Genomic DNA, 19,529 nt, shown 5'->3' with positions numbered 1-19,529 from the left:
TCCGGTGGTGGCGGCGGGCCGGTGACCGGCCCCGAACGGGACGTCAGCGGGGCTGGGCCGCCGGACCGGCGACCGGGTGGAAGCTGGACCGGCCGGAGCCGACCTGGAAGACGGCGCGGCCGTCCTCGATGCCGACGAAGGTGGCCCTGCTCGGGCCGGCCGCCCGGTAGGACTTTCCTGGGATGACCGGCAGGGCGACCCGGGCGGTGACGTTGACCGGCACGTCGAGGTCGACGCGCAGGCCGGCGCCGGTGCGCCGCCAGTCGAGGCGGACCGGTCCGCGCTGGGTGGGCACCGTGCCGCTCGCCCGGTCGAGCCCGGTGGCGGGCGGCACGACGTCGACCACGGCGGCGCCCGGGCTGGCGGTGCGGACGCCGAGCAGGGTCTCCTGCACGTCGACCACCGCCTGCGCACCCCACCCATGGGACTGGCTGAAGTTGCTGCCGGGATCGAGGGTCCAGGCCTCCCAGGTGAAGGTGCCGCCCTGGGCGAGGATGTTCGCCCAGCCCAGGTCGTCCGGGTTGGTCAGCAGCCGCAGCACCGCCTCCGGCCGGTCGGCGTCGGCAAGTGCCCGCAGCAGCCAGTGGGCGGTCATCGGCCCCTGCTTCATGCCCATCGACGCGACGTGGTCGGCCAGCGCGGGCAGGTCGGCCCGCGGGGCCAGCCCGTGCGCGATGGCGTACGACGTGGCGTGCTGACCGGCGTGGCCGCTGCGCTCACCGGTGGCCGACAGCCCGTCGACGTAGCTGCCGTCGGCGGCGCGCAGCGTGGCGTTGACCGCGTCGGTGAGGTCCGCGGCCCGCCCGTCGTACGTGGTCACCTCGGCGGCGGGCCGGCCGAGCGCCTCGGCCATCCGTGCGGTGGTGCGCAGCACGTCGACGCTCTGGGCGTTGATGGTGGTCCGGGCGGCGGTGGTCATGTCGTAGCCGAAGCGGCCGGGCTCGGGCCAGTCGATGATGCCGTAGCGGTAGGCGCCGCTGCCGCCGGACAGGTCGGTGACCAGGCCGGCGGTGGGGCCGGTGGCCGGGATGTGGCGCAGGACGTACTCGGCGGTGTCCCGGATGGCCGGGTACACCTCGGCCAGCAGCTCCCGGTCGCCGGTCTCGGTCCAGTACCGCCACACCCAGTCGACGAACATCAGCGAGTAGTCGGGGATGTCCCGCTTGCCGTCGCCGTTGGGGTAGACGGCGTTGTAGCGGCCCCGGTCGCCCTCGGCGGTCCAGTAGCGGGCGGCTGAGCGGAGGAACTCGCGGATGGCCTGCTGGGTGGCGTCGCGCTCGCCGAAGGCGGCCATCGTGGCGTACGAGATGTTCGCGGCGTCGCCGAGGAACTGGCCCTTCTCCCGGGTGGGGGTGTCGACGAACGCCTCCTGGACGGAGTAGATCGCGGACCGCTTCATCATCGTCCACACCGCATCGAGGGTGGCGTTCGAGCTGGTGAAGCTCGCCTCCCGGCCGGACGGGACGTCGGTGTGCACCACGACGGCGGAGACGTCCCGCGTCGAGATCTTCTCGCCGGCGGCGGGGATCTCCAGATAGCGGAAGCCGAGGTGGGTGAAGGCCCGGTACTCCTGCGGCCCGTCCTTCTGCAGGTACGGGAAGCTCATGGTGGTGCCCTGCGACTGGAGGGTGGACGTGTCGACCCGGCCGGTCTCCGTGAGGGTGTAGCCGGCCCGCAGGTCGACCGTGCGCCCGGCGACGCCGGCGTCGAACCGGACCACCGGGCGGGCGGGGATGACCACACCGAAGTCGGCGACGACCGTGCCGTCGGCGGCGGTGCGCAGCGCGACCGGCTTGACCGCGGACTCGACCAGCCGGGTCTCCTGCCCGATCAGGTGCGGGAACGAGGGGGTCGGATGCGCGCCGAGCACCTCGGCGGCGGCGAACCCGGCGGCGCTGTCGTCGTAGCCGGGCCGCATCCAGCCGGCGACCTCGGCGCGGGCGTCCTGCCGCTCGACCCGGTCGCCCTCGCCGTTGCGGCGCTCGGCGTTCGCGACGAACTGGGTGTCCCGGGCGACCCGCCAGGAGCCGTCGGTGCCGTACACCTCGCGGGTGCCGTCGGCGTGCTCGACGACCAGCTTCACGAGCAGGCCACGGGCGCCGGCGGGGCGGCCCTGACCGCTGCCGTACCAGTGGTAGCGCACTCCGATTACCAGCGGCGCGCCGGCCTTCACCAGCCTGGTGACGTCGGCGGCCTGGTAGTAGTCCTCCCCCGGGTAGCTGAAGGAGGTGCCCCGGTCGGCGCGGGTGCCGTTGAGGTAGAGCTCGTAGGTGTGGTCGGCGGCGGTGTAGGCGCGGGCCCGGACCACCCGGCTGGCGTTGGGGCGTACCTCGGTGCGAGCGAGGGTGTAGTCGTCGGCCTCGGTGGTGGCGCGCCGGATCCAGCTCGCGCCCTCCCACTGGGTGTCGTCGATGCCGGTCTCGAAGGCGCCGGTGGCGGGCGGGGACTGCCGGTCGGTGCGGTCCCAGGTGCGGACCGTCCACTCGTACGCTGTGCCCGGACGCAGGGCGGGCCCCGCGTAGGGCACGTAGGCCTGCTGGTCCGAGGAGACCTTGCCGGAGTCCCAGATCCGGTCGCCGCCGGTCGGGGTGACGGTGATCCGGTAGGCGCTCTGCGTCTCACCGGGGTCGGCGTCGCGGGGCAGCCAGCCGAAGCGCGGAACGCCCTCGACGTTGAGCGGGCGACTTCGGTCACCGACGGTCAGCGAGGCCGGTGCGCCCGGCGCCTGTCCGCGCGCGGCCAGCGCCGGCGGCCCCCCGCTGAGGACCACCGCGACGACGGTCGTCGCCGCCAGGAGCACCGCTGTCCGGCGCCGTCGGGCAGCCGGCCGGAATCCGAGAGTACGACGAGTCACGCGGGCCTCCGCTCTATGAATCGTTTCAGGCAGGCTACGCGCTCGTTGTGGTCAAGTGAAGACGTTCACTGCGATGGGATCCGAACTCGACCCACGCGCCTGGCCCTGTCCGGCCCGCCCGTGGAAACTGTTATCCCGGTGCGGCCCGCCCGTCTCCTGAGAGGAGGCGTTGGTGGTGCGACCACCAACGCTCTTCCACCGCTAGCGGTACAACCACACGAGGGAGTGGAGAACGATGCGCGGAACCGGTCGAGGCGGAGCCGACACCGACCTGGTGGTCGCCGCCCGCAACGGCGATCCGCAGGCGCTCGACGCCCTGGTAGCAGCGTCGCTCCCCCTCGTCTACAACGTGGTCGGCCGGGCGCTGCGCGGGCACGCCGACGTCGACGACGTGGTCCAGGAGACCCTGCTCCGCGTCGTCCGGCACCTGCCCGACCTGCGCGATCCGGCCGCGTACCGGTCCTGGCTGATCGCCATCACCGTGCGGCAGGTGCGGGACCGCGAGCAGCAGCGCCGCACCGCACTGACCCACACCGTCGACCTCGACAGCGCGTACGGGGTGCCCGACCCGGCCGCGGACTTCGCCGGGATCACCATCCTCCGGCTCGGCCTGACCGACCAGCGCCGCGAGGTGGCCGAGGCGACCCGCTGGCTCGACGACGACGACCAGACGTTGCTCGCCCTCTGGTGGCTGGAGGCCACCGGAAACCTCGACCGGGCCGACCTCGCCTCGGCGCTCGGCCTGACCGAGGGCCACGCGGCGGTACACCGAGTTCGCCCTGATCGACTTCTCCGACGGCGTCCGCTTCCCGAGCCAGGCCCAGCAGGCCGCGTTCCTCACCGCGGCGACCCGGATGCTGGGCGGGCTGCCCTGGCTGCACCGGTACGCCTGGTTCGGCCTGCCCGCCACGGACAAGGACCAGACCGGGCTCTTCCGTACCGGCAGCGACGCGACCGCCGTGGGCCGCGCCTACCAGTCCGCACGCTGACCCGGACTACAGCAGGTCCACGTGGTCCCGCCACGAGTGGCGGGGCTCGTAGCCCAGCACCCGGCGTGCCTTGTCGATGCTGAGCAGGGTCTCGTGCTCACCGAGCTCCTTGCGGATCTCGACGCCCGGGTAGACCTCGGCCATCAGGCTGGCGCTGGACCTGATCATGACGGTGTCGGCGTTGGCGATGATGAAGACCTCGGCGCCTGGCTGATCGTGGGCGAGGGCCCGCTCGACCGCCTGAGCCCCGTCGCGGGCGTCGATGTAGCCCCACAGGTTCCAGCGGCGCAGCTGCGGGTCCGCGTCGAACGAGGGGAACGGCGCGTAGTCCTCGACGTCCATCACGTTGGAGAACCGCAGACCCACCATGACCAGCTCCGGGTCCCAGCGACAGAAGTGCCGTGCCATCTCCTCCTCGAGCGCTTTGTTGAGCGAGTACGTGGACTCCGGTCGCGGCGCGTACTCCTCGTCGACCGGCGCGTACGGCGGCGGGGTGTCGAACGGCAGACCCAGCACCGTCTCGCTCGACGCCCACACCACCCGCTTGATCCCGGCCGCGCGGGCCGCCGCGAAGACGTTGTACGTGGCGGCGGAGTTGTTCGCGAAGGTGGTCGCGTTCGACATCAGGCCGGGGGCCGGGACCGCCGCCAGGTGCACGATGGCGTCGATACCGCCGGCGTGCTCGTCGGCGCCGCCGGTGAACGCCTCCACGACCTGCCCGTAGTCGGTGAGGTCGACCAGGAGGAACTCGCCGTTGACGTCGCGGGGGTCGCGTCCGCCGGCGCGGTCCACGGCCAGCACGTCGACGCCTACGGCGCGCAGGTGGGCGACGACGGCGCGACCGAGTTTGCCGGTGGCACCGGTGACGACGACGCGCTTGGGCAGTGCGGGATCGCTCATGCTGACATCTTCTCCGGCGGCGCGACGCGCCCCACCGGCGGGTGCAACCCTGGGTGTCAGCGGCCACGCCCTCACCTGACCGCAGTCACATGGCCCGTTCGACACCAGTCCGTGCGGCCATGTCGACGAGCAGGGACTCGAGCACGACCTCCTCGAGCAGTGCGATAGTGCAGCTCCGCACCGGTCGCGGCGATACCGCGTAACAGCACCACGTCTGCTCCGGCGACGGCCGATGCAGCGGGCCGCCGGCCGCGAGACGCTTCCCGGTCGCGCAGGCGTCCTCGACCCCTTGGTCGACCTGCGCCGGCACCAAGGGCCATGCTGGCGGGGCCATCCCGACAGAGACCAGCCGCCTCCAGGACCAGGGATTTCCCACGCCGGTGGAGCGGGTCCCGGCAAACTGGCAGCATCCGATCCACCGCTGGAATCCCAGATCCACGATCCCCGGCGAGTCAATGCGAACAGGATGCTGATCCCTTCAGGGGCTTTCGAGCCCCGACCGAGGAGGCCATGCGGATGCAGGAGAGCGAAGCGGGTACGCACAATTCCGGGCCGCCGCGGGACGAGTACGACTTCGTCATCGTCGGCTCAGGCGCGGGCGGCGGTCCACTTGCCGCGAACCTGGCGCTGGCCGGGCACTCCGTGCTGGTGCTCGAAGCAGGGGACGACCACGCCTGCCCGTACTACTCGATCCCCATCATGCATCTGTATGCCGGCGAGGACGCCAACATGCGTTGGGATTTCTTCGTGCGGCACTGGGACGAGCGGGAGATGCAGGCCAAGGACTCCAAGTTCGTCGCTGAGCGGGACGGGGTTCTCTACCCGCGTGGCAGTACCCTTGGCGGGAGCACTGCGATCAGTGCAATGATAACGGTCTACCCGCATCCCAGTGTCTGGGACCGGTTGGCCGACCTGACCGGCGACCCCTCGTGGGGTTCGGCTCCGATGCGCAAGCTCTTTCACCGCCTGGAATCCTGGCGCGGTGTCGACGCCCTGCCTCTGCCCGGTGACGACGAAGCAGCGCGGAACCGCAAGGCCGCGCACGGCGCGGAGGGGTGGCTCGGCACTACCAGAGCCAATCCGCAGGTCGGGGGTCGGGAACCAATGTTCCTGGACATCATCGATGCGATGGAACAGACCAGCAGGCACCGCTTCGGCATCCCGCAGGAGATCACGCTGCCGCGTGATCCCAACGCGCTCGACACACCGCCTCAATACCAGGGCATGGCGTTCATTTCCGTGGCAGTGCGCGATGGTCACCGTAACGGCAGCCGGGAACGGTTGCAGGATGTGCAGCGTCGGGCGTCGAGCAACCTCGAAATACGCCTCAACACACTCGCCACCAAAGTCGTGTTCAACGGCGATCGCGCAGTCGGGGTGGAATACCTCGAGGGCGAACGGCTGTACGCCGCCGCACCGGTCACCTCGAGCGTCGACGACGCTGGGCGACGTGACGGCGAGGTCCCTGCTGATCCGCGGCCATCGGTGGTGTATGCCCGGAAGGAAGTCATCCTCGCAGGCGGTGCGTACAACACCCCGCAGCTTTTGAAGCTGTCTGGAATTGGGCCTCGGGCGGAGCTGGAACAGCACGGCATCGCGGTGCGGGTCGATGCGCCCGGGGTCGGCGCGAACCTGCACGATCGCTACGAGGTAGCGGTGACCTGCGAGCTGGACCGGGACTACCCGATCTTTGACGGCTCGGAGCTGGACGTGCCCAGCGACCTCACGGCCGGCGACGCGATGTTCTCGGAGTGGCGGGACAAGGCGAACGGGCCGTACACCACCAACGGCACACTCGCCGCGATCATCGCGAAGTCCAGTGTCGCCAAGCAGGACTCGGACCTCATCGTCTTCTCGATACCGATCGACTTCCACGGGTACTACCCCGGATACTCACGCAACGGCATGGAGTTCCACAACCGGCTCTCGATGCTGGTGCTCAAGGCCCACACCAACAACCGGGCCGGCACCGTGAGCCTGCGATCAAGCGACCCGCGCGAGGTGCCGGACATCCGCTTCCGCTACTTCGAGGAAGGCACTGCCGGGCACGAGGAGGATCTCGAGGGTGTCGTGGACGGCATCGAGATCGCCCGAGATGTGATCGACCACCTGCAGTTGGCCGGGGTGGCCCGCGAGATGGTGCCCGGAAGTGCGGTCACCGACCGGGCCGCGCTGAAGGATTTCGTGCGTCAGCAGGCCTGGGGACACCACGCTTGCGGCACGGCGAAGATCGGGCGGCCTGACGACCCGAACGCGGTGCTCGACGGCGACTTCAGGGTACGCGGGGTGCAAGGCCTGCGGGTCGTCGACGCTTCGATCTTCCCAGACATCCCAGGGTTCTTCATCGCATTGGCGGTCTACATGATCAGCGAGAAGGCCAGCGACGTCATCGCCGCAGAGCATCAAGACGACGACAGCAGCAGTGTGGCTGTGACCCAGGGCCCGGCAAAGTCGTCAGGTGATGCCGAGTAGGGCCAGCGGCGGCCCTCAACGGCGACATCCTCGAGATCCCGCTCGACCACGAAGCCGAGCTGGTGGCCGACCTGCGCCAGCGCGGCTACGAGGTGACCCGCGACGACGATCTCATCAACGTCCTCGATTGCCGCAGCTTCAGCCCCCTCGGCTGAGGCGGCCCGGGCAGGGAGACCGCAGCGGCCAGGCACCCTGCGCCCGGTCGAGGCGGGCTCGACCTCGGCCGGGCTGCGGCGCCTCAGGGCCACGGAGCTGATGATCGATGTAGACGAGTCGGCGCTTTGTGCGGCATTGCCCGGGGGAAATTGGCAGGATGGCGCCATGGCCACGGTCGCTGTGATCGGTCTGGGTGGAATGGGTAGCCGGATAGCGGGCCGGCTGCTCGATGCCGGCCATGACCTCGTTGTCTGGAATCGCACGCCGCGGAGGGCCAGCGATCTCGTGGCGCGTGGCGCGGTCGCCGCCGACAGTCCGGCAGAGGCTGCCCGCCGGGCCGATCTGGTCATCACCATGCTGGCCGACCCGGCCGCGCTGCAAGAGGTGACCGAGGGCCCGCAGGGCATCCTCGCCGGTGCTACCGCGTCGACGACGCTCGCTGAGATGTCCACGGTCGGGCCGCCCGCGGTGCGACGGTTGGCCGCGATGCTGCCGGATGGCGTTGGCCTGCTCGATGCGCCGGTGCTGGGCAGCGTCTCGGAGGCCGAGTCCGGTTCGCTACGGATCTTCGTCGGAGGGCCGGAGCCGCTCGCCCAACGGTGGATGCCGGTGTTGGGCGCGCTTGGCTCGCCGACGCATGTCGGACCGCTCGGTGCCGGCGCGGCGGCCAAACTGGTCGCCAATTCGACCCTCTTCGGAGTGCTCGCTGTTCTCGGTGAGGCGCTCGCCCTGGCGGATGGGCTTGGGCTGCCCCGTGACACAGCGTTTGAGGTCTTGTCCGCGACTCCCGTCGGCTCGCAAGCGGATCGGCGACGACCAGCGATCGAATCCGATCAGTTCCCGCTCCGGTTCGCGCTGTCACTCGCCCTCAAGGACGCCGATCTGGTCGTGTCGGCCGGCGAGTCGGCAGGCGTCGAACTGCCGGTCGCGGCGGCCGCGCGGCAGTGGGTCGCGTCGGCTCAGGAGGCCGGCCTTGGTGACCGGGACTACTCGGCCGTGATCGCGCACATCACCGACGCTGCCCGATCAGCCTGAGACCTGGGCCGTACGACAGGCCCGTCCGGTGACCGTTGAACTCGCAGGGCAGCAGGCAATGCCAGATCTACCCGCCAGGTTCAGCGTGGTCGACTCAGCCATTCCCAGGCTCGGCGGAGGCCCACCTGCACCGGGTCGTCACCCGCGGCCTCGACCTCTCTGGCCGGCGTATCCTCGCGGGGCTCGTGCAGTTCGGCACCGGGCACCGACAGCACGACCCCCCGCTCGTACAGATCGGCGATCTGCTCACGGTGGGCGAAGCGGTGGGACCGGTACGGCTTCGGCGGTGCCACGATCACGCCGTGGAGGATGTCCGCCTGTTCGTCAGCGATCACGTGCTCGACCACGCCGACGGGTGCCGAGTCGACGTCGTAGACCCGGGTGCCGACGGCGAGCGCAAGGTACGAGACCTTCGCGCCGAGATCCTCCACGGCGTTCACGGTACCCGCCGCCTGATCACCATGGGCCTGATCACTCGTAGTCGAGCGGACGCCAGGGCAATGGGCGGCCGGCCCACACCACCGTCCCGTTCACGTCGTACGCAGCCAGCCGAGGGTCGTCATGGTGGAGAGGCTGGTCGCCTTGAGGCCGGCGGCGGAGACGGTCCAGAGCACTCCGTCGACCACCAGTGACCGGCGGATCGTCGTGAACCCCTCGGTACGCTCGGTGCCCGGCGTGTGGTCGACCCTGCCGACCTCGGTGAAGCCGCCGTCGCCGGCTCGCAGGGCCAGCGCCACGTTGCTCGGCAGGCCCTTGCCGTAGACGGTCAGTGGGACCACGACCAGGCGTTCGTCCGGCCAGTAGAGGAACGCATGCGGGTCGAACTCCGCCTCGGAGTGCCCCTGCTTGACGTGGTGCTGGGCGAGCCGGGTCGGCTTGGCCGGATCGGAGACGTCGAAGAGTGAGAGTTGGGTGCCCTGGACGCGGCCCTGGTCGGACGCTTCCTGGCCGACGCCGAGCAGCCGTCCTTCGCCGGCCGGGTGCAGGTACGCCGAATACCCGTTGATCTTCAGTTCGCCGGTCACCTTCGGCGCCCTCGGATCACGCAGATCGACGGTGTAGAGCGGGTCGGTCTGCCGGAAGGTGACGACGTACCCGGTGCCGCCGACGAACCGTACCGCGTAGATCCGCTCTCCCTTGCCCAGTCCGGTGACCTTGCCGACCTGGGTCAGCGCCGTGCCGTCGGCGCGCAGGACGTGCACGCTGGACGTCGAGTTCGGCTTGTTGCCCCAGGTGCGGCCACTGGTGGTGGCCACTCGCAGGTGGCCGTCCCACTCGGACATGGCGTACTGGTTGATGAGCCAGCCCGGTACGGACGCGTCGGCGACGTACCGCGGGGCACCGGCGCCCGAGATGTCGAACTGATAGATGTCGGTGGTCTCGTCTTCGGGATCGGGTGCGATGTTCCGCGCCCTCAGCATCGGCAGCACCCGCCAGCGCTGGTCGTTGGCGACGTACAGGCGGGGTCCGTTGCTGTAGACGGTGTCGCCGTCGGCGATAACGGTGACCGGGTCGCCGGCGCCGAGCGTGGCCACACCGAGGTCGAAGCTGAGCACGGTCACCAGCGACGTGCCGGAGTAGGCGGCCGGCCGGCTCACCCGTTCGCAGCCGACCCGTCCGGCGCTGGTTCGCCCATCGGAGGTGACCTCGTACCGGGGCAGCCAGTCGTCGATGGTGGCGTTGTCGATGATCTCGCGGTTGGCGGCGGTGCGCTGCTCATCGGTGGCCCGTTGCGGGTGCGGGAAGTTTAGCCGGGGCGCGGAGCGGACCACGACCCGGACAGTGGTGCCGACCTGGCGGGCGTCCACCAGATTGCCGTCGATCCGGTACTCGCCGAGGATCTTCGGCTCGCCGGACAGGTCGACCATGATCAGCCGGGGGCCGACGATGCCGTCCGGCGTCGGGGCGTCTGCCGGGCGCGCGCCTCCCCCTCGGACGGCCGGTTTCGCCACGCCGGCCCACCCGTCGCGGAGCAGCACCAGCGCCCGGTCGCCGTGCAGCAGCAGGCCGTCTTCGCCCCCGCGGAATCCATCGGAACCCGGTGCCAGCTCCAGCTCTCCGGTCAGCCGGCGGGTGGCCGGGTCGACCACGTACAGCTTGCCGTGCTGCACGGTGACGATCCGTTTGCCGTCGGTCTTGACCAGGTCCGGTTCATCGGCCCCGGCCTCGTGGGTGTTGGTGCCCGAGTAGCTCTTGGGCGCCGCATCCGCCCGCGCCGCAGTGGCGGGCCCGGCAGCCTGTTCGGCGCGGCCGAAGGTACGGATGTCCCCGTTCGGCCCGAGCCCCCAGGGCCCGACGTACGCCTTGGCCGCCGTTTTCAGCTGCCGCAGCGCCTCCGGGCAGGAGTCGAACGCGACGAGTTGGAACCCGCCGGCCGGCACGTGCCGGTCAGGTGGCGGCACGGGGACCGGCTCCGCCGTACAGCCGGTGACCAGCGCCAGGCCGGCGGCCAGGGCCAGTCCGATGACGCGAGCTGGGGTCATGATCCGGGGGACGCCGGTGGCGGCCGTTGGCTGGGGTACGTGGGCGCTGCTACGCGTCATGCCCCCTACGACGTGGCTGTCCCGGGTTGGGTTCCCAGTGACACCTTGTCGCCAAGGATTGAATGATGGTTCAATCCTTGCGTGGCGTACCGAAGCACTGAGCGGGTGAAGGCTCGGCTGAGCGCCTCCCGGGAACGGATCATCGTCGCGGCACTGGGAATCATGGCCGAGCACGGGTACGCCGGCTGCTCGGTCGCCGCTGTCGCCGAGCGGGCCGGCGTGGCGACCGGCAGCGTCTACCGCCACTTCCCGACCAAGGCCGATCTGTTCGCCGAGGTGTTCCGCACGGCCTCTCAGCGCGAGGTGGACGCGGTCGCGCGTGCCGCAGCGCTGGAGACCTCCGCCGCCGAGCAGATGGCCGCCGTCGTCGAGACGTTCTCCGGCCGCGCCCTGCAGTCCCCACGGTTGGCGTATGCCCTGCTCGCCGAGCCGGTCGACCCGGCGGTCGACGCCGAGCGGCTCGTCTTTCGCCGCGCGTACGCCGAACTGATCGCCGGGTACGTCGCGGCCGGTGTGGCGAGCGGTGAACTACCCCCGCAAGATCCGGAGCTGACCGCGACCGCGCTGGTCGGCGCCCTGGCCGAGGCCATGGTCGGTCCGCTGGCCGCCGGGGTCGCCGGCCCGGAGACCATCCCCGCCCTGATCGCCTTCATCCACCGCGCGCTGGGAGTATCGCCGTGACGACACACGAGGTCTTCAACCAGGTTTCCCCGCTCGCTGGCTACGACGCGGCGGACGACCCGGCACTGCTCGACGGGCTCGAGCGGGAGGGCGCCGGCTGGGCCGCCGCCGAGCTGCACGAGCTCGGCCGTCTGGGCGGCGCCGAGCAGGCCATCGAGTACGGGCGGCTGGCCAACGAGCATCCGCCGGTCCTACGCACCCACGACCGCTACGGCCATCGGATCGACGAGGTGGAGTTCCACCCCGCGTGGCACGAGCTGATGCGCACCGCGGTCACGCACGGCCTGCACGCCGCACCGTGGGCGGACGCCCGACCGGGGGCACACGTGGCCCGCGCCGCCAAGTTCTACACGTGGCGGCCCGACGCCGGCCACGGCTGCCCGATCTCGATGACCTACGCAGCAGTGCCGGCGCTGCGGCACAACCCGGAGCTGGCCGCGCGGTACGAGCCGCTGCTCACCGCTACGACGTACGACTTCGGGCTGCGTCCGCCGCTGGCCAAGCAGGGGCTGCTGGCGGGCATGTCGATGACGGAGAAGCAGGGCGGCTCGGACGTGCGCGCCAACACCACCACCGCCCGCCCTGATCCGGACGGAACCTACCGGCTCGTCGGGCACAAGTGGTTCACGTCGGCGCCGATGTGCGACATCTTCCTCACCCTCGCCCAGGCACCGGGCGGAATCACCTGCTTCCTCGTCCCGCGTGTCCTGCCCGACGGCACCCGCAACCCGATGCGGCTGATGCGCCTGAAGGACAAGCTCGGCAACCGGTCCAACGCCTCGGCGGAGGTGGAATACGAGCAGGCGGTCGCATGGCGCGTCGGAGACGAGGGTCGTGGCGTGCGCACGATCATCGACATGGTCAACCTGACCCGCCTCGACTGCGTGATCGGCGCGGCGGCCGGGATGCGCCAAGGCGTGATCACCGCCGCCCACCACGCCATCCACCGGCAGACCTTCGGCCGGTACCTCATCGACCAGCCCCTGATGCGCAACGTGCTCGCCGACCTCGCGGTCGAGTCCGAGGCCGCCACCGTCCTCATGATGCGCCTCGCCGGAGCGACCGACCGATCCGCGCGCGGCGACGCCAGCGAGACCGCGTTCAAGCGGCTCGCCCTCGCGGTCGGCAAGTACTGGGTCTGCAAGCGCTGGCCGGCACACGCCGCAGAGGCCCTCGAGTGCCTGGGCGGCAACGGCTACGTCGAGGAGTCGGGCATGCCGCGACTGTTCCGCGAGTCGCCACTGAACTCGATATGGGAGGGCTCCGGCAACGTCGCCGCCCTGGACGTCCTGCGTGCTCTCGTCAAGGAACACCAGGTCATGGAGGCGTTCCAGGCCGAGGTGGGCGCCGCTGCCGGCACCGACGCACGGCTCGACGCCGCAGTCCGCCAGGTGCGGGCCGACCTGTCCAACCTCGACGACCTCGAACTGCGGGCGCGGCGCGTCGTCGAGCGGCTCTCCCTGGTGCTGCAGGGCTCGCTGCTGGTGCGGCACGGCCACCCCGCCGTCGCCGACGCGTTCTGTGCGTCCCGGCTCGGCGGCGATCACGGCCAGGCGTACGGCACCCTGCCGACCGGCGTCGACTTCGCCGCGATCATCTCCCGCGCCACCCCGAAGGTGAGCTGACAAGAGGTTGCGTCAGGTCGCCGGTCGAACGATGGCGAGGAACAGGGCCAGGGCGACGGCCTGGATGCCGACCACGGTGACGATCACCGCGGTGATGGAGTAGTCGTAGAGGGCGCCGGTGAGCAGCCCGCCGACCAGCGTCGCCGCGCCCAACCCGGCGGCGAAAGTGCCGTACGCGGTGCCCCGCCGCGCGGCGGGGACGATGTCGGCGATGGTCGCCCGCATGGTGGATTCCTGGATGCCGAGCACCGCGCCCCAGGCCAGGACTCCGGCGACTGCGATCGCCGGGGTCGTGGTGAAGGCAGCCAGCGGGATCAGGGCGGTCAGCACAGGCACCGCGGCCAGTACCCGGACGCCGGCCCGGTCGTACAGCCACCCGGAGGCCAGCGCGGCGAGCGCGTCGACGCCCATCGCGGCGGCGTACACGACCGGGATCACCGCCAGCGGTACGACGTGCCGGGTGGCGAGGTGGAAGCTGAGCACCCCGAAGGTGGCGAAGCCGGCCGTGGTCATCGCCGTGAACGCCAGATAGGTCCAGAACACCCGGGGCAGCCGGCCGCCCGGCGGAGCGGGTGCCGCGCCGGGTCGAGGGCCCGGTTCGAAGCGGCGTGGGTCGGGCACGCCGGCGCGTAGCCACAGCAGCAGGAGCATCGCCGCCACGGCGGGTACGGCCAGGGCGAGGAACGCGGGCCGGTAGTTGTGGGCGGTGGCGGCCAGTACGGCGGCGACCAGCAGCGGCCCGGCCACGCCGCCGGTCTGGTCGAGCGCCTCATGGACGGCGAAGCCCTTGCCGCGGCCGACTGCCGCGGCGGCGTTCGAGAGCATGACATCCCTCGCCGGGCCGCGGATCGCCTTGCCGGCGCGCTCCGCGACGAACAGCGCCGCAGCCAGCCACAGCGCGGTGGTCAGCCCGAGAGTGGGCACGGCGACCATGGTCACGGCATAGCCGACCAGGACGAGCGGCCAGTAGGCGCGGGTCCGGTCCGCGAGGGGTCCGGTGGCCAGCCGCCCGGCCAGGGCGGTCGCCTCGCCGGCGCCGGTGACCAGCCCGACGACGGTCGCGGACGCGCCGAAGGTGGCCAGATAGGGGCCGATGACCGACCGGGCGCCCTCGTACACCACGTCCGACAGCAGGCTGACCACACCGAAGGCGGTCACGAACCGCCACGGCGTCCACCGGATGGTGAGCGCGGTGACTCTCACCCGTGCAGTCTGGCCCACCGGCAGGCTGGCCGGGCGCGGATCGACCCGACTACCGTTCGCCGGGGAGAAGCGAGGAGCCGAGCCATGCGGGCAACCACAGTAGTCAACCTGAAGGGCCACCGCGACGACCCGGCGTACGCCGACGTGGTCTACGTCGGGCGCGCCATGTACCGCGGCGGCTGGCAGCTCCCCCGCTCCCCGTTGTCCAGCCCGTACCGCCCGGGCCCGGACGGCACCCGGGACGAGGTCGTCGAGAAGTACCGTGCGTACCTGCTCGACAGCCCCGAACTGCTCGCCCTCCTGCCGGAACTGCGCGGGCGCCGGCTCGGCTGCTGGTGTGTGCCGGAGCGCTGTCACGCCGAGGTGATCGCGGAACTCGCCGACTCGCCGCCGGCCTCGAGCCTCCGGTAGGAGGCCCGGCGGGGCTGTCGAGCTGATCAGGTGTTCTGTGGGAAGCCGAGGTTCACGCCGCCGTGGGACGGGTCGAGCCACCTGCTGGTGACCACCTTGGCCCTGGTGAAGAAGTGCACGCCGTGCGGCCCGTACGCGTGCGAGTCACCGAACAGTGAGTCCTTCCACCCCCCGAACGAGTAGTAGGAGACCGGAACCGGGATCGCCACGTTGACGCCGACCATGCCGATCTCGATTTCATTCTGGTACCGCCGGGCGGCGCCGCCGTCGTTGGTGAAGATGGCGGTGCCGTTCCCGTACGGGTTGGCGTTCACCACGTCGACCGCCGCGTCGTAGCTGGGAGCCCGTACCACCGAGAGCACCGGACCGAAGATCTCGTCGGTGTAGATGGACATGTCCACGTCGACGTGGTCGAAGAGTGTCGGCCCCAGCCAGAAGCCGGCGTCGTCGCCGTCGATCGGTTGACCGCGTCCGTCGACCACCAGCGTCGCGCCCGCGGACCGGCCGGCGTCCAGATATGACCGCACCCGGTCGCGGTGCGCCCCGGTGACCAAGGGTCCCATCTCGCAGCCCGGGCGGCGGCCGTCGCCGACATGCACTCCGGCGATCCGCTCGCTGATCTTGCCGACCAGCTCGTCGCCGACCGGGTTCACGGCCACGACGACGGAGATCGCCATGCAGCGCTCACCGGCCGAGCCGAAACCGGCCGAGACGGCGGCGTCCGCGGCGAGGTCGAGGTCGGCGTCGGGCAGCACGACCATGTGGTTCTTCGCGCCGCCGAGCGCCTGCACCCGCTTGCCGTTGCGCGTTCCGGTTTCGTAGACGTACCGGGCGATCGGCGTCGACCCGACGAACGAGACCGCCTTGACCTGCGGATGCTCGAGGATCCGGTCGACCGCCTCCTTGTCGCCGTGCACGACGTTGAACACGCCATCGGGTAGCCCGGCCTCGGCGAAGAGATCCGCCAGGAAGTTCGCCGCGGAGGGGTCCTTCTCGCTCGGCTTCAGCACCACGGTGTTGCCGCAGGCGATGGCGTTGGGCACGAACCACAGCGGCACCATCGCCGGGAAGTTGAACGGGGAGATCACCCCGACCACGCCGAGCGGCTGCTGGATCGAGTACACGTCCACCCTGGTCGAGGCGTTCTCGCTGAATCCGCCCTTGAGCAACTGAGGGATGCCGCAGGCGAACTCCACCGCCTCCAGCGCACGCTGTATCTCGCCCGCCGCGTCGGAGAGCACCTTGCCGTGCTCGGCGGTGATGATCTCGGCGAGGTCGGACTTGCGGGCGTTGAGCAGTTCGCGGAACGCGAACATCACGTTCGCGCGTTGGGCGAGGGAGGCGTTGCGCCACCGGGAGAAGGCTTCGCGGGCGGCGGTGACCGCCTCGTCGACGTCGAAGGCGCTGGCGAAATCGACCTTCCCGCCGACCTGACCCGTCGCGGGGTCGTACACGTCACCCGTGCGCTGGGCGATGCCGGTCCATGCCTTGCCGCCGATCCGGTGCGTGATCCTCATGCCGACACCGCCTCAATGGCCTCGGCGAGGATGTCCAGCGCCTCGTCGGCCTCGTCCTCGGTGAGCGTCATCGGCGGCGCCAGCCGGATCACGTTGCCGTGCAGGCCGCCCTTGCCGACCAGCAGTCCGCGACTGCGCGCCTCCTCCAGCAGGGCGGCCGCGGCCGCGGGATCGGGTTCGCCGGCCGGGCCGACGAACTCGAGGGCGAGCATCAGACCCCTGCCGCGTACGTCGCCGACCACCGGATGCGTCGCGGCGACCGAGCGAAGGCCGTGGATCAGGCGGTTTCCCAGCTTCGCGGCGTTCGCCTGCAGGTCGTGGTCGAGGAGGTAGTTGAGGGTGGCGAGGGCCCCCGCGGTGGAGATCGGGTTGCCACCGAAGGTGGAGATCGAGTTGGCCTGCAGGCAGTCCATGAGTTCCGCGCGCGCGACGACACCGCCGATCGCCAGACCATTGCCGAGTCCCTTGGCGAAGGTCATCGCGTCCGGCACGACGTCGTGCGCCTGGATGCCCCAGAAGTGCTCGCCCGTACGGCCCCAACCGGTCTGGACCTCGTCGGAGACGAGCAGGATGCCGTACTCGTCGAGCACCTTCTTGAACTCGCGGAACAGGCCGTCGGGCGGGGAGGCGAAACCGCCCACGCCCTGGATCGGCTCGACGATCATGCACGCCACGTCGCCGGCGGTCGCGGTCTCGATCACCTCGCGCAGGTCGGCGACGCACGCCTTGACGTAATCGGCGTCCGACAGGTCCTTGAAGGGGCTGCGGTACCGGTAGCCACCGTGCACCCAGCTCACCTTGATCGGGCTGAGCTCACTGGCCGACCAGCCGCGGATGCCGGTGATCGCGACGGTGGCGAACGCGCGCCCGTGGTACGAGTTGCGCAGGGCGAGCACCTGCCCGCTGCGGCGGTGCTGCGTGGCGAGCATCAACGCGGTCTCGTTGGCCTCCGTACCCGAGTTCGTGAAGAACACCTTCGCGTCCGGGATTCCGGACAGGTGCGCGATCTTCTCGGCGAGCTCGACCTGCGACTCGATCAGGTACAGCGTCGAGGAGTGCAGCACGCCGGTGTCGAGCTGCGAGCGGACCGCGTCGCTGATCTCGGCCACGTCGTAGCCGACCGAGTTGGTGAGAATGCCGCCGAAGAAGTCGAGGTACGTGCGGCCCTCGCGATCGGTCACCCGGCGACCGTGCGCGCTGGCGATCTCAATCGGCTCCTCGTAATAGAGGGCCAGCCACTTCGGCAGCACGGACCGGTGTCGATGCAACAACTCCCGATGCGCCATCGCGTCCTCCGTATCTCGTACCTCAGCCGAGTGTCCCGAGACTTCGGTGGTCGCCGCCACCGACAACCTGTACGGGTCGGCATCGATGGCGCTACGTTGTGTGCAACCCCCCAGGGGAGGCGGCATGTACCCGACGGTCGCAGAAGCAGTGGCGCTGCCCGTGATCCGGCGCGGCCGGCCGCGCGTCGTCGCGGGGTCCGATGGCCTGCAGCGGCCCGTCCGCTGGGTTCATGCGGCGGAGGTCGCCGACATCGCTCATCTGCTGCGCGGCGGCGAGCTCGTGCTGACCACCGGCATCGCGCTGCCGGACGAGGAAACGGCACTGACGGCGTACGTGGACGACCTGGCCGCGGTCGGCGCGGCGGGGCTCGTGGTGGAGCTGGTCCGGCGCTGGAGCGACCACGTGCCGGACGCGCTGGTGGCCGCTGCGGAACGACACAGACTTCCCTTGATCACGCTGGCCCGGGAGACCCAGTTCGTGTCCGTCACGGAGGCGGTCGTGGCGTTGATCGTGGACGCGCAGCTCGCCGAGCTGCGGGCGGCTGAGCAGGTGCACGAGACGTTCACCACGCTCACGGTCGCCGGGGCGGAGCCAGCCGAGGTGTTGCGCGAGGTCGCGAGGATCTCCGGGCTGCCGGTCGTCCTGGAGACGCTGGGGCACGACGTGCTCGCGTACGACGCGGCCGGGCAGGACCCGATCGAGCTGCTGACCGACTGGGGGCAGCGATCCCGGTCCGTGGCGGTGTCCCAACGGACCGCCTACGACGAGGAAGCCGGCTGGCTGATCACCGCGGTCGGCGCGCAGGGCGCCGACTGGGGACGGCTGGTTCTGCTCTCGCCGGCCCCTCCCCCGCACCGTCACGTGGTGGTCGCGGAGCGGGCCGCGTCGGCACTGGCGGTGCACCGGCTCGTGGCGCGGGATCGGGAGAGCCTGGAGCGGCAGACGCACCGGATGTTGCTCGCGCAACTGCTCGGCCAGGCCCTGCCTCCTGCTGATCTGACCACCCGGGCGGCCGCGTTGGGCGTTGCGCTGGAGCGGCGGAAACTGGTCGGGGTGGCGATCCGACCGGGGAGCATCACGCCGCGCGCCCCCGCACTGGCCACGCAGGAGGTGTTGCGGGACCTCGCGGAGGCCACCGCGTTGGCCGCGCGACGGGTGAGTGTGCCGGCGTTGGTGGGCGTCGTGGACGACACCAGCGTGCGCGCGCTGTTGTCGTTGCCGGCGCAGGCGGAGGTCGATGCGATCCTGCGACGGTTGGCCAGAGAAGTTCACCGCTCGGCCGCCAGTGCCGTGGTGGTGGCCGTCGGCACGACGGTGTCGCAGGTGTCCGATGTGCGGCGCAGTCTTGGCGAGGCCGCACACGTCGCCGGTGCCGCGCTACGCTCCCCCGGCGCCCAGGTCTACCACCGGCTGGACGACGTGCGACTGCGTGGCCTGCTGCACCTGCTGCGCGAGGACGAGCGTGTCCGGGCCTTCGCTCACCGGGAACTCGGGCCCCTGTTGGCGCGCGATGACAGCCAGGGCAGCCGGCTCGTGGAGCTGCTGCGCTGCTTCTGCGAGCAGGGCGGGAACAAGTCGGCGGCGGCCGGCGCCGCGCACCTGTCACGCACGGCCTACTACCAGCAGCTGTCGCGGATCGCGCAGGTGCTCGGGGTGTCGCTGGAGGACCCGGAGTCGATGTTGTCGTTGTACGTGGCGCTGCTGGTGCACGAACTCGACGACGCGTGACGGGTCAAGGGTCCGGCAGACGGCCCGAATCCATCCGCCGTGGCGATTGACAGCTCCGTGCGGGCATGCCCGTGGACAGAGTGTGCCCCGATCATGGCAAGCGTGGACACTTTGCCGCTGCCCGTGGC

Annotated in this window: 14 protein-coding genes and 1 pseudogene; 8 read left to right on the top strand and 7 right to left on the bottom strand. The window is 70.9% G+C overall.

From position 1 onward, the window contains the following. Positions 1-43: 43 nt before the first annotated feature. Complete coding sequence (locus KBX63_RS24240; protein WP_210914736.1) at positions 44-2,854, bottom strand: family 78 glycoside hydrolase catalytic domain; 2,811 nt, start codon at positions 2,852-2,854, stop codon at positions 44-46. 235 nt (positions 2,855-3,089) lie between these two features. Between KBX63_RS24240 and KBX63_RS36825 the strand changes: the two are divergent. Further along, a pseudogene (locus tag KBX63_RS36825) lies at positions 3,090-3,554 on the top strand (RNA polymerase sigma factor); the annotation flags it as partial. 79 nt (positions 3,555-3,633) lie between these two features. Further along, a complete protein-coding gene (locus KBX63_RS36820; RefSeq protein WP_374102262.1) occupies positions 3,634-3,843 on the top strand; it encodes a hypothetical protein in 210 nt (69 codons plus the stop codon). 6 nt (positions 3,844-3,849) lie between these two features. Here the strand turns inward: KBX63_RS36820 and KBX63_RS24230 are convergent, their stop codons facing one another. Continuing rightward, on the bottom strand, positions 3,850-4,743 hold the full coding sequence (locus KBX63_RS24230; protein ID WP_210914724.1) for an NAD(P)-dependent oxidoreductase: 894 nt from the start codon (positions 4,741-4,743) through the stop codon (positions 3,850-3,852). Between the two features lie 510 nt (positions 4,744-5,253). Between KBX63_RS24230 and KBX63_RS24225 the strand changes: the two genes are divergently transcribed. Next, on the top strand, positions 5,254-7,215 hold the full coding sequence (locus tag KBX63_RS24225) for a GMC family oxidoreductase (RefSeq protein ID WP_210914722.1): 1,962 nt from the start codon (positions 5,254-5,256) through the stop codon (positions 7,213-7,215). Between the two features lie 255 nt (positions 7,216-7,470). Further along, the gene (locus KBX63_RS24220; protein WP_210914718.1) at positions 7,471-8,406 is read left to right on the top strand and encodes an NAD(P)-dependent oxidoreductase; all 936 of its coding nucleotides are present in this window, start codon (positions 7,471-7,473) and stop codon (positions 8,404-8,406) included. Positions 8,407-8,486: 80 nt separating this feature from the next. On the opposite strand, the gene KBX63_RS24215 is transcribed toward KBX63_RS24220, so the two are convergent. Continuing rightward, positions 8,487-8,837 carry a PRC-barrel domain-containing protein gene (locus KBX63_RS24215; protein WP_247662993.1) on the bottom strand — a complete coding sequence of 117 codons (351 nt, stop codon included), beginning with the start codon at positions 8,835-8,837 and terminating at the stop codon, positions 8,487-8,489. A 99-nt stretch (positions 8,838-8,936) separates the two neighbouring features. After that, on the bottom strand, positions 8,937-10,889 hold the full coding sequence (locus KBX63_RS24210; RefSeq protein WP_374102261.1) for a beta-propeller domain-containing protein: 1,953 nt from the start codon (positions 10,887-10,889) through the stop codon (positions 8,937-8,939). A gap of 141 nt (positions 10,890-11,030) precedes the next feature. Here KBX63_RS24210 and KBX63_RS24205 point away from each other — a divergent pair, with 141 nt between their 5' ends. Both KBX63_RS24205 and KBX63_RS24200 read left to right on the top strand, forming a co-directional pair. Further along, entirely contained in the window at positions 11,031-11,630 is a 600-nt protein-coding gene (locus KBX63_RS24205; RefSeq protein ID WP_210914714.1) for a TetR/AcrR family transcriptional regulator, read from the top strand. Further along, positions 11,627-13,255 (top strand): isovaleryl-CoA dehydrogenase, encoded by a 1,629-nt coding sequence (locus tag KBX63_RS24200; RefSeq protein ID WP_210914710.1) that lies wholly within the window; start codon positions 11,627-11,629, stop codon positions 13,253-13,255. Before KBX63_RS24205 ends, KBX63_RS24200 begins: the two co-directional genes overlap by 4 nt. A 12-nt stretch (positions 13,256-13,267) precedes the next feature. Here the strand turns inward: KBX63_RS24200 and KBX63_RS24195 are convergent, their stop codons facing one another. Then, complete coding sequence (locus tag KBX63_RS24195; protein WP_307871813.1) at positions 13,268-14,458, bottom strand: MFS transporter; 1,191 nt, start codon at positions 14,456-14,458, stop codon at positions 13,268-13,270. A gap of 84 nt (positions 14,459-14,542) precedes the next feature. Between KBX63_RS24195 and KBX63_RS24190 the strand changes: the two genes are divergently transcribed. Next, positions 14,543-14,869 carry a DUF4326 domain-containing protein gene (locus KBX63_RS24190; protein ID WP_210914706.1) on the top strand — a complete coding sequence of 109 codons (327 nt, stop codon included), beginning with the start codon at positions 14,543-14,545 and terminating at the stop codon, positions 14,867-14,869. A gap of 26 nt (positions 14,870-14,895) precedes the next feature. Here the strand turns inward: KBX63_RS24190 and KBX63_RS24185 are convergent, their stop codons facing one another. Both KBX63_RS24185 and KBX63_RS24180 read right to left on the bottom strand, forming a co-directional pair. Beyond that, positions 14,896-16,386 (bottom strand): CoA-acylating methylmalonate-semialdehyde dehydrogenase, encoded by a 1,491-nt coding sequence (locus KBX63_RS24185; RefSeq protein WP_210914702.1) that lies wholly within the window; start codon positions 16,384-16,386, stop codon positions 14,896-14,898. Further along, positions 16,383-17,672, bottom strand: coding sequence for an aspartate aminotransferase family protein (locus KBX63_RS24180; RefSeq protein WP_210914698.1), 1,290 nt, complete (start codon positions 17,670-17,672; stop codon positions 16,383-16,385). Before KBX63_RS24180 ends, KBX63_RS24185 begins: the two co-directional genes overlap by 4 nt. Positions 17,673-17,796: 124 nt before the next feature. On the opposite strand from KBX63_RS24180, the gene KBX63_RS24175 reads away from it, so the two are divergent. Continuing rightward, positions 17,797-19,401, top strand: coding sequence for a PucR family transcriptional regulator (locus KBX63_RS24175; RefSeq protein ID WP_210914695.1), 1,605 nt, complete (start codon positions 17,797-17,799; stop codon positions 19,399-19,401). Positions 19,402-19,529: the final 128 nt, after the last annotated feature.

The organism is Micromonospora sp. U21, assembly GCF_018070045.1.
Classification (GTDB): domain Bacteria; phylum Actinomycetota; class Actinomycetes; order Mycobacteriales; family Micromonosporaceae; genus Micromonospora.
Note: the sequence above shows the minus strand (reverse complement) of the source record. Positions and strands in the feature narration are given on the sequence as shown.